1 protein-coding gene is annotated in these 225 nt (G+C 68.4%); it reads left to right on the top strand.

The window, feature by feature from the left end; translation table 11 throughout:
* On the top strand, positions 1-225 hold a 225-nt coding region (locus tag E5W70_RS32960; RefSeq protein WP_292665544.1), incomplete at both ends, for a GTP-binding protein.

Genomic DNA, 225 nt, shown 5'->3' with positions numbered 1-225 from the left:
GACGACGCTGCTCAACCGGCTGCTCCGGGATCCGGCACTCGCCGACACCGCCGTCATCATCAACGAGTTCGGCGAGGTGGCGATCGACCATCTCCTGGTCGAGCAGGCCTCCGACGGCATCATCCAGCTCTCCGACGGCTGCCTCTGCTGCACGGTGCGCGGCGAGTTGGTCGACACGCTGGCCGACCTCGTCGACCGCCTGCAAACCGGCCGCATCGACCGGCT

Origin of the sequence: Mesorhizobium sp. (genome assembly GCF_005063415.1) — a bacterium.
Taxonomy (GTDB): domain Bacteria; phylum Pseudomonadota; class Alphaproteobacteria; order Rhizobiales; family Rhizobiaceae; genus Mesorhizobium.
Note: the sequence above shows the minus strand (reverse complement) of the source record. Positions and strands in the feature narration are given on the sequence as shown.